11 protein-coding genes and 1 tRNA gene are annotated in these 8,802 nt (G+C 58.1%); 7 read left to right on the forward strand and 5 right to left on the reverse strand.

Annotated elements, in window-relative coordinates:
* Window positions 1-108: 108 nt before the first annotated feature.
* Window positions 109-1,470: an MATE family efflux transporter gene (locus tag PG5_RS29325; protein ID WP_020800708.1), complete on the reverse strand. Its 1,362-nt coding sequence runs from the start codon at window positions 1,468-1,470 to the stop codon at window positions 109-111.
* 442 nt (window positions 1,471-1,912) lie between these two features.
* Here PG5_RS29325 and PG5_RS29330 point away from each other — a divergent pair, with 442 nt between their 5' ends.
* The gene (locus PG5_RS29330) at window positions 1,913-2,185 is read left to right on the forward strand and encodes a hypothetical protein (protein ID WP_008054930.1); all 273 of its coding nucleotides are present in this window, start codon (window positions 1,913-1,915) and stop codon (window positions 2,183-2,185) included.
* A gap of 88 nt (window positions 2,186-2,273) precedes the next feature.
* On the opposite strand, the gene PG5_RS29335 is transcribed toward PG5_RS29330, so the two are convergent.
* Both PG5_RS29335 and PG5_RS29340 read right to left on the reverse strand, forming a co-directional pair.
* Window positions 2,274-2,349: transfer RNA gene (locus tag PG5_RS29335), tRNA-Phe, on the reverse strand.
* 187 nt (window positions 2,350-2,536) lie between these two features.
* The gene (locus tag PG5_RS29340; protein ID WP_020800710.1) at window positions 2,537-2,752 is read right to left on the reverse strand and encodes a hypothetical protein; all 216 of its coding nucleotides are present in this window, start codon (window positions 2,750-2,752) and stop codon (window positions 2,537-2,539) included.
* A gap of 167 nt (window positions 2,753-2,919) precedes the next feature.
* Between PG5_RS29340 and PG5_RS29345 the strand changes: the two genes are divergently transcribed.
* Together PG5_RS29345 and PG5_RS29350 are read left to right on the forward strand one after the other, a co-directional pair.
* Entirely contained in the window at window positions 2,920-3,360 is a 441-nt protein-coding gene (locus PG5_RS29345; protein WP_020800711.1) for a TspO/MBR family protein, read from the forward strand.
* 47 nt (window positions 3,361-3,407) lie between these two features.
* Window positions 3,408-3,950, forward strand: coding sequence for a YdeI/OmpD-associated family protein (locus PG5_RS29350; protein WP_042955856.1), 543 nt, complete (start codon window positions 3,408-3,410; stop codon window positions 3,948-3,950).
* Between the two features lie 95 nt (window positions 3,951-4,045).
* Here PG5_RS29350 and PG5_RS29355 read toward each other — a convergent pair whose 3' ends face one another.
* Window positions 4,046-4,504, reverse strand: a complete 459-nt coding sequence (locus tag PG5_RS29355; RefSeq protein ID WP_020800713.1) for a metallophosphoesterase family protein — start codon at window positions 4,502-4,504, stop codon at window positions 4,046-4,048.
* A 207-nt stretch (window positions 4,505-4,711) separates the two neighbouring features.
* On the opposite strand from PG5_RS29355, the gene gltS reads away from it, so the two are divergent.
* Window positions 4,712-5,926, forward strand: a complete 1,215-nt coding sequence (gene gltS / locus PG5_RS29360; RefSeq protein ID WP_020800715.1) for a sodium/glutamate symporter — start codon at window positions 4,712-4,714, stop codon at window positions 5,924-5,926.
* A 21-nt stretch (window positions 5,927-5,947) separates the two neighbouring features.
* On the opposite strand, the gene PG5_RS29365 is transcribed toward gltS, so the two are convergent.
* Window positions 5,948-6,631, reverse strand: coding sequence for a helix-turn-helix domain-containing protein (locus PG5_RS29365; RefSeq protein WP_020800716.1), 684 nt, complete (start codon window positions 6,629-6,631; stop codon window positions 5,948-5,950).
* A 105-nt stretch (window positions 6,632-6,736) separates the two neighbouring features.
* Here PG5_RS29365 and PG5_RS29370 point away from each other — a divergent pair, with 105 nt between their 5' ends.
* The 3 genes from PG5_RS29370 to PG5_RS29380 all read left to right on the forward strand — a co-directional run bounded on the left by PG5_RS29370 (window position 6,737) and on the right by PG5_RS29380 (window position 8,738).
* A complete protein-coding gene (locus tag PG5_RS29370) occupies window positions 6,737-7,678 on the forward strand; it encodes a carbon-nitrogen hydrolase family protein (RefSeq protein WP_020800717.1) in 942 nt (313 codons plus the stop codon).
* A 55-nt stretch (window positions 7,679-7,733) separates the two neighbouring features.
* Window positions 7,734-8,162: a GFA family protein gene (locus tag PG5_RS29375; protein ID WP_020800718.1), complete on the forward strand. Its 429-nt coding sequence runs from the start codon at window positions 7,734-7,736 to the stop codon at window positions 8,160-8,162.
* Window positions 8,163-8,417: 255 nt separating this feature from the next.
* Window positions 8,418-8,738, forward strand: coding sequence for an isochorismate lyase (locus PG5_RS29380; protein ID WP_020800719.1), 321 nt, complete (start codon window positions 8,418-8,420; stop codon window positions 8,736-8,738).
* The last annotated feature ends 64 nt before the right edge of the window (window positions 8,739-8,802 follow it).

The following is an 8,802-nucleotide window of genomic DNA, read 5'->3' on the forward strand; positions in this document are numbered from 1 at the left end:
ATGGATATGTACTCAGACAACAATCTCCCACAGGCTCCGACGCGGCATGGATCAACGTTGGCAGAGGCTGATGAAGGAGCTGCCGAAGGCTGCGATCTTGGCGCCTCCCTACACCAGCCGCTCAATCTTCTGATGCTGCCACACCAGCTTGTAGTACAGCGTCTGCAACGCCAGCATCCCCAGATACGCCACCGGAAACGCCATCCACACCCCTTGCAACCCAAACCGCGCATCCAGCAGATACGCCACCGGCAACTGCACACCCACCACGCACACAATCGAAATCGCCACCGGCACCATCACCGTGCCGCTGGCACGCATGATGCCGCCGATGATCGCCTGGAAGCCGAACACCAACAGGCTCCAGAGCATGATGTGCAACAAGTGCTCGGCCATGCTGCGCGTCGCGTCCTCGGTGAGGAACGAGCCCAGCAACCAGTGCGACAGCAAATACCCCAACACCACCAAACCTCCAGTCAAACACACGTTGATCATCAACCCCGTGCGCAGGATCGGTCCGATCCGCTCGATGCGCCCTGCCCCGATCGCCTGCGCGCCGAGGATCGACGCCGTGATCGCAATCGACAGCGCCGGGAACTGCACGTAATTGACGATCTGCGTCACCGCGCCGTACGCCGCCGTTGCCTGGGAACCGTGCTGGTTCACCAGCGCCAGGATCACCAGCTCTGACAACGACAACACCACCATCTGCAACCCGGTGGGCAAACCGATGCGCAACACCTTGCCTAGAATCGCCATGTCCAGCTTCATTGCCGCAAAAAATTCCCGGTTCGGCGCCAACGGATGGCCCTTGCAAATCAAGCGCCACGCCAGCCACCCCATCGCCGCCAGGTTGCCCGCCAAGCCGGCAAACGCCGCACTCTGAATCCCCATCGGCGGCAAGCCCAACCACCCACGAATCAACGCCGGCGTCAGTGCCAGGCCGATACAGGTCGACACCACCAGCGCCAACAACGGCGACAACGTATCACTCACCCCGCGCAACAACTGCGTGAACAACACAAACACCAACAGCGTCGGCATGAACCACAACATCACATGGGCATACGCCACCGCATCGTCCAGCACATCCCCCGGTGTCCCCAACCCCACCAAGGAAGACCGTGCGAACACACTACCCACCACGGCTGCCACCAACCCGATCAACAACCCCAACAACAACGTCGACCCGGCAATCGCCTTCACCAAATGCGTCTCCCGTGCCCCCCACGCTTGCCCGATCAACACACCCGCCCCCGCACCGAGGCCGATGACCAGGGCGATGAAGAAGAACACGATGGGGAACATGCCGGACACGGCTGCCAGCGCCTGGGTGCCGAGCATCTGGCCGATGTAGATGCTGTTGACGGTGCCGGACATGGACTGGAGGAAATTGGACAGCACCATGGGGGCGAGGAACAGCAAGTAGGTTTTCCAGAGGGCGCGTTGCGGTTGGGCTGGGGTTTGCATTGGGTAGAGGTCCATCTCGACGGCGGGCGTGTTGATTGAGGATAGCTTCGGTGGCTGAAACCAACGGGCGATGACCATCTCAGGTCTGTGTTTGGATTTCCAGCGAAGTGATGGGAAAGGTCTGAGATTTCATCATCACAGGTCCTACATAAAGCTCGGAATGCCTCACCTTGCCCATCGATCCGATGAAGCTTATAGTCCGCCCCGTCGCCCAAATGGCGACTCAGGTTTGGCGACCTGACTGATCGGATGCAAAAGCTCTGTGCTTTCTTGCAGGTGCTTTTGCACGTTCGCAAAGCTGTCTTTATGGCAGCTGTGCGCGGGAGACCTTCGGGTCTGCCGGATTCCGATCCCGGTTCGCCAACCTGCGTACAGCTGTCACCCATTTGTTTGGCGACGAATGAGGGACAGTCCACCTTTGCACTGATCGGAGTTTTCACCTATGGAAAGATACATGCCCCTCACCGGAATCGACCTGATCCCGGCCTCTCTACTCATCGACACTCAAGCCCCACTCGACGTTCTGCAAGCCATGGCGGATTACCGCATTCGCACGGTGACGCAGGTACTGGAGAACATCGCCTTTCGCGCCGAGATTGGTTGCGATACGGTGGTATTGTCGGACTTTTCCAAGCTGCTGGCGATTCCGTTGCGTGATGGCTGTGACTTGATGGATGTGATTGGGCGGCGCTTGCGGGCGCAGGCGGCGGAGTAAATAAAAAAACGCAGATAACAAAAAACCCGCACAAGGCGGGTTTCTTGGGGTGTTTCGGGTGGTGTTGGAGCCACCTGAAAGCGAAAGGTGGTGCCCAGAGACGGAATCGAACCGCCGACACGGGGATTTTCAATCCCCTGCTCTACCGACTGAGCTATCTGGGCCGCGGCGCAATTAAACGTTTTTTACTGCTGGGGCGTCAAGCACGAACTCAAAAAAACTTATTAAATACCTATAGTTACGATTAGAAGTAACCAGTTGGTCGTCAGTTTTTCAGATTTTTTTGCAAAACCGCCTTACTCGTTTGCTCATAAGCGAAGGACATTGTGAGGAGCAGATAGTCCAGGCACCCTAGTTTTCGCTCCAATACCTGGCCAGCTCATCCGTGCGATCAGCGACTCGTGGGGTCTTACTGAGCACGACACAGCGAGTCGTACCCACATACTCTTCGATCAGGTAGAGGGTGTCTCCGACGTCGACTCCCATCTCCTGCAATGTCTCATCGGGGATACGAATGCAGCCATCACCCTCCCAGTCCTCAATGACCACTTTTTTGGCGTTGTTCATAAGCACACCTCGGTAATGCTGAAAAAATCGTGATTATTGGCTCACTTTCGGTAAGCAGAAAAATGCCATCCACAAACCCAAACTTTTCACTTCTCCAAGCGTCTTCTACTTAATGCTGCGGACATGCCTTCGCAACTCAAGACACGGAACTCCACAAAGGAATAGTGATGACTTTTTACATTTTTCTCCTGGCCTGCGGGGCTGCGGCCAGCACAGGCGTTTTTTTCCAACCGGGCCAGTGGTACGAATCTCTCGCCAAACCCGGTTTCACGCCCCCCAACTGGCTGTTTCCAGTCGCCTGGACGACTATTTACCTGTTGCTCGCCTGGGCTGGGTATCGGTTGACCCAGATACCTGATAGTCAGGTAGTGCTGGCTTTGTGGGCCGCGCAGATTGCACTGAATACGCTGTGGACGCCGGTGTTTTTCGGCGCTCAACGTATTCTCGCCAGCATGGTGATCCTCGCGCTGCTTTGGCTTGTGGTCGCTGTAATGGTGGTTCTGGCCTTGCGGCTTGATGTGATCACCGGTTTGATCCTGTTTCCATATCTAGTGTGGCTTTGCCTGGCCGGCGCGTTGAACTTCTTCATCTTGCGCAATAACCGCTGATATAAGCCTTCAGGTGCGAATTTAGACTCTACGGTGAGGAGGGTGTGATGATGAAATCCCGATTCGAAGCAAAGCTTCTTCGTCCGACAAAGCCTGGTAATGATACGTCGTGGGCGTTCGTAGTGCTGCCAAGAGAAGTGAGTGAACAACTTCCGAGGCGAGGAAGGACGACAGTCGAAGGCGCGATCAATGGGCACCTTTTCCAGGCAACCCTGGAGCCGGATGGTCAGTTGAGCCATTGGTTGCAGGTCAGTCGCGAATTACTTGAAGCCGCAGGCGCGGCCGTTGGGGATGTGGTTACCCTCGAGCTAACCCCCGTGAAAAAGGAACCCGAACCTGAGATCCCCGCAGATTTTCAGGAGGCACTGGCAGCCACTCCTCAGGCTCATGAAGTCTGGAAGAATACGACGACCCTCGCACGAGTAGACTGGATACACTGGATGACTTCAGCCAAGCAACTCAAGACGCGCGCAAAACGAATAGGTGATGCCTGCGATATGCTTGCATCCGGCAAGAAGCAGGTCTACTGTTTCGACCAGTCCGGTTTCTACAGCAAGGCCTTCCGGGCGCCCGAGGCAGAAGATTCTTGAATGGGGCATTCCATTGCCCCCTTTACCCCCTCACTTCAGCCTTGCTTGTCGCCCCCTTTCTCAAAGACATGCAACACCCGCCCCTAAGCAAACGTTCACTCCAGCAACGAAACCAGACGCGGCTCAATCGCCCCCTCTTGCACGTCAAGCAACGCCAATGTCACCGGCAACTTGAACCGTCGCGGCCCTGCACTGCCTGGATTGAGGTACAGCCGTTCACCGCGCCACTCAATGCACGGCTTGTGGGAATGCCCGGTAATCACCAGCCTCGTGCCTGGCGCCAGCACTGCCGGGGCATCGGCAATGTCATGCACCAGCAACGTCTGCCATCCCTCAAGTTCGAAACTCAGGTGGTCGGCGAGATGTTCCGCCCACGCAGCTGCCAGGTCATTGTTCCCGCGCACGACATGCAGTGGCGCAATCAACGCCAGTTGTTCGAGTACTTCCGGCTTTCCGATGTCGCCGGCATGAATGATTCGTTCACAGCCCTGCAACGCCGCGAGTGCTTCGTTGCGGAGCTGGCCATGGGTATCGGAGATCACGCCAACTTTCATGCAAGGCTCCAGGTCAGTCTCGAGGATATACGCTCCCCTGTTCCGGCGATTGCGTGTTCCGGGATCAGGTGCTTGACTCACTTCGGCGAATCCGGGCCTTGACCACACCCGAATTCATCGGCGATCTGTACTTTCATTGATCCAGGTCGCAAAACCGTGCGATCGACACTGGATAATATTTTTTTGAGGTTTTTCAATAGGCTATAGATGACCGCCCAACTCTTTGCTGTTCATGGCCTGGTGAGTTTCACCCTGGCCATCCTGCTGCTCTTCCTGGGCAAGACACTGGTCCAGCACAGCACCTTGCTGCGTCAATACTGTATTCCAGAATCGGTGGTCGGCGGCTTTGTGTGTGCGGCGGTCACGAGTCTGTTGTACTTCGGTCTCAACATCCAGGTCGAGTTCGATCTGCAAGTACGCGACACCATGCTGCTCTATTTCTTTGCCGGTATCGGCTTGAGGTCGGACATGCGCCAGCTGATCAAGGGTGGGCGACCGCTGCTGATCCTGCTGGTGCTCGCCGCGGTGTTCATTTTCCTGCAGAACGCGCTGGGCATGGGCATGGCCGAGGTTTTCGGGCTTGATCCCAAGGCTGGCCTGATGGTGGGCTCGATTTCCCTCACCGGAGGGGTCGGCACGACCCTGGCCTGGGCACCGCTGTTCGTCGAAAGGCTGGGCATCCAGAACGCGCACGAATTGGGGATCGCCAGCAACACTGTCGGCCTGATTGCCGCTTGTGTGATCGGCGGCCCTATCGCCAACCGCCTGATCCGTCGCCATCAACTGACGCCATCCGGGGATGCGGCGCTGGAAGTCGGCATCCTCGAACAACAGCAAAGCAAGCCATTGGACTACTACGACGTGCTCTGGGCGTGGATGTGGCTCAATTTGACCTTGATGCTCGGTTATGGGCTCAACCTGCTGCTGGTCGATAGCGGGATCACCCTGCCCAAGTTCGTCAGTTGTCTGTTCGCCGGTATCGTCATTCACCACCTCGTGCGGGGGCTGATCGGCGAGCAGCGCCTGAAATCCTGGAGCGGCGCCAGCCAGGGCCTGTCGCTGATTTCCGATGTCTGCCTGGGTATGTTCCTGACCATGGCGCTGATGGGCTTGCAGTTGTGGCAGCTCAGCGGCGCGCTGTTGTTTATTGCTTGCGCATTGACCCTGCAGATCCTGTTGACCGTGCTCTATACGTATTTTCTGGTCTTTCACTTCATGGGCCGCAATTACGAAGCCAGCGTGATCGCTTCAGGCTTCGGTGGTATTGCGCTGGGTTCCACCGCGACAGCCATCGTCAATATGACGACCGTGACCCAGAAGTACGGTGCGGCTCACCAGGCCTTTCTGATCGTGCCGCTGGTGTGCGGATTCTTCATTGACCTGGTCAATGCCGTGATTATCGGGATGTTCAGTGGGCTGTAGCCGCTCGTTTTGCTTGAACGGCTAACGCGCCGCGCTCCGGGTCCCGGCAAACGCGCTCGTACCCAACCAGCGCCACAGGTTTTGCGCATCCTGCGCTGCGCCATCCACACGCAGCTCTCGCGACTCAAGCACCTCCCGCGGTGTGCGGTCGCCCGCCCATACCTCAGTCAAGGCACGCACGCTTGAATCCACAACGAGCGTCAATTCACGCCCGGGGTCGTCGCGGCACAGGTCTGCCACACCCTCCTCGACCACCAGCCACCACGCTTGCTCGCCGGACCGCGCGTCGCGAAATTTGAACTGGATGACCACCGGTCGGGACGGAAACGTCTCGAGACGCACGAACCGGCGCACGTCCCACATGAGCAGGCCCGCGTCGAGTTGATCATCGCGCAGGCGACTGCCGATCCAGCGCGCGCCCCAATGCCCCAGCGCCATGATGATGGGGCGCAATTCCTCGCCCGCCTCGGTCAGGCTGTACTCCCAGACTTTGCCAACCGCGGTGCGATGCACCACGCCGATTTCTTCCAGATGGCGCAGCCGCTGTGCCAGCAAGCCGGTGGACATCCGGGGGACGCCGCGGTGCAGTTCATTGAAGCGTTTGCTGCCGCACAACAGTTCGCGCACGACCAAGGGTGTCCAGCGCTCGCACAGTGCCTCGGCACCGCGCGCGACCGTGCAGAACTGACCATAGCTTTCGTTCATTGCCTGCACTCCCATCGCTGCAACGCTTCAGATATTGAACTAGCCCCGCGACTTCGCCACGCGCACGCTCAAGTCTCCGACAGCCAACCGCCCCAGGAGAACATCATGACCAAGATCGCCATTATTCAGCGCCCGCCCGTGCTGCTCGATCGCAGCGCGACGATCGCCCGGGCCGTGCAATCGGTCTCTGAGGCCGCGACGGCGGGAGCTTCGCTGATTGTTCTGCCCGAATCGTTCATTCCAGGTTACCCGTCGTGGATCTGGCGGCTGGCGGCGGGAAAGGACGGCGCTGTCATCGGCCAGTTGCATACGCGGTTGCTGGCCAATGCCGTTGATATTGTGAACGGTGACCTGTGCCAATTGTGCGAGGCCGCCAGGGTTCACGCGGTGACGATCGTGTGCGGCATCAATGAATGCGACCGGCGCAATGGAGGGGGCACGCTCTATAACAGCGTAGTCGTTATCGGCGTGAACGGCGCCGTGCTCAACCGACACCGCAAACTGATGCCCACCAATCCCGAGCGCATGGTGCATGGCTTTGGTGATGCGTCCGGGTTGCGCGCGGTGGATACACCGGTTGGCCGCGTGGGGGCGCTCATCTGCTGGGAAAACTACATGCCGCTGGCGCGCTACGCGCTGTATGCCCAAGGGGTGGAAATCTATGTCGCGCCCACTTACGACACTGGCGAGGGCTGGATCAGTACGATGCGTCACATTGCCCTCGAAGGCCGCTGCTGGGTGCTTGGCAGTGGCACCGCGCTGCGCGGCAGCGACGTCCCTGACGACTTCCCGTCCCGTGCGCAACTGTTTGCCGATCCAGACGAATGGATCAACGACGGCGACTCGGTGGTGGTCAATCCCCAAGGCCGGATCGTGGCCGGCCCATTGCACCGAGAGGCAGGCATTCTGTATGCGGACATCGACGTCTCACTCGTGGCCCCGGCACGGCGGGCGCTCGACGTCACCGGGCACTATGCACGCCCGGACATTTTCGACCTGCAGGTGCGACGCACGCCGGCGACAGCGGTGCGCTACATCGACGGGTGAAGACAGGTAACGTTTGTGCGAGCTATCGCCTGACCATTGATCAAGGAGTCATGCCATGAACATTGAACAGTCTTACAAAGGCAGTTGTTTTTGCGGTGCGGTCGAGTTCACCGTCAGCGGTGAGCCGGCCGCGATGGGCTATTGCCATTGCGAGTCGTGCCGGCACTGGTCGGCGGGGCCGGTCAATGCCTTCACCCTGTGGAAACCGGAGGCGGTGCAAGTGACTCGGGGCGCCGACAACATCGGCACCTACAACAAGACACCACAGAGTTACCGCAAGTGGTGCAAGACGTGCGGCGGACATCTCTTCACCGAGCACCCGGGGATGGGACTCATCGATGTGTATGCTGCGCTCATCCCGGATCTTGAGTACATGCCAGGGGTTCATGTGCATTATCAGGAGTCGGTGTTGCGTATTGAAGATGGATTGCCGAAGTTCAAGGATGTACCGAAAGAATTGGGAGGATCGGGCATTAGCATGTAGGAGCGAGCATGCTCGCGATGGTCGTTAACGATAACACTGTAAACTTGGCACCCCACGGCGTACGGTCTTTCGTCGGTACGCCGCTCGGGACAACAATGGGCACAAAGTTGAAGGCAATCAAGAGAGCCGGTGCCATGCAATTGCCTCGAACCCAATGAAATTGGGATCATGCAACGAGTGCTAATGTGAGATTAAATGAGAAGCATGCTTCGGCGGCGCTTCGACGATGGACTGAAAAATAACGGAGTTACCTACATGGAAGTTTTCACCCAGTTGCAACCCGCGCAATGCAAAGGAATGGAGGACATCAGACGTGAGATCGATGCCCTCGACCAGGCCGTTATCAAGTTGTTAGGCAGGCGATTCCAGTACGTGCTTGCGGCTTCGAAATTCAAGACCTCTGCGGCCTCGGTGCGTGCTCAGGAGCGCTTCACTACCATGCTGGCAACACGTCGAGAATGGGCCGAGGCCGAGGGCCTGAGCCCGGACGCAATCGAAAAAATGTATAGCGATCTGGTTAAACATTTTATTGCCGAGGAGATGAAGCACTGGTCGGCGCAATTGTCCGAGACCTGACCCCGGTGCTTTGCATGTCCAACCCCTTGCAACCTGGATATGCGCTGTAGGAGCCGGCTTGCTG

The organism is Pseudomonas sp. G5(2012) (genome assembly GCF_000408945.1).
Classification (GTDB): Bacteria; Pseudomonadota; Gammaproteobacteria; order Pseudomonadales; family Pseudomonadaceae; genus Aquipseudomonas; species Aquipseudomonas umsongensis.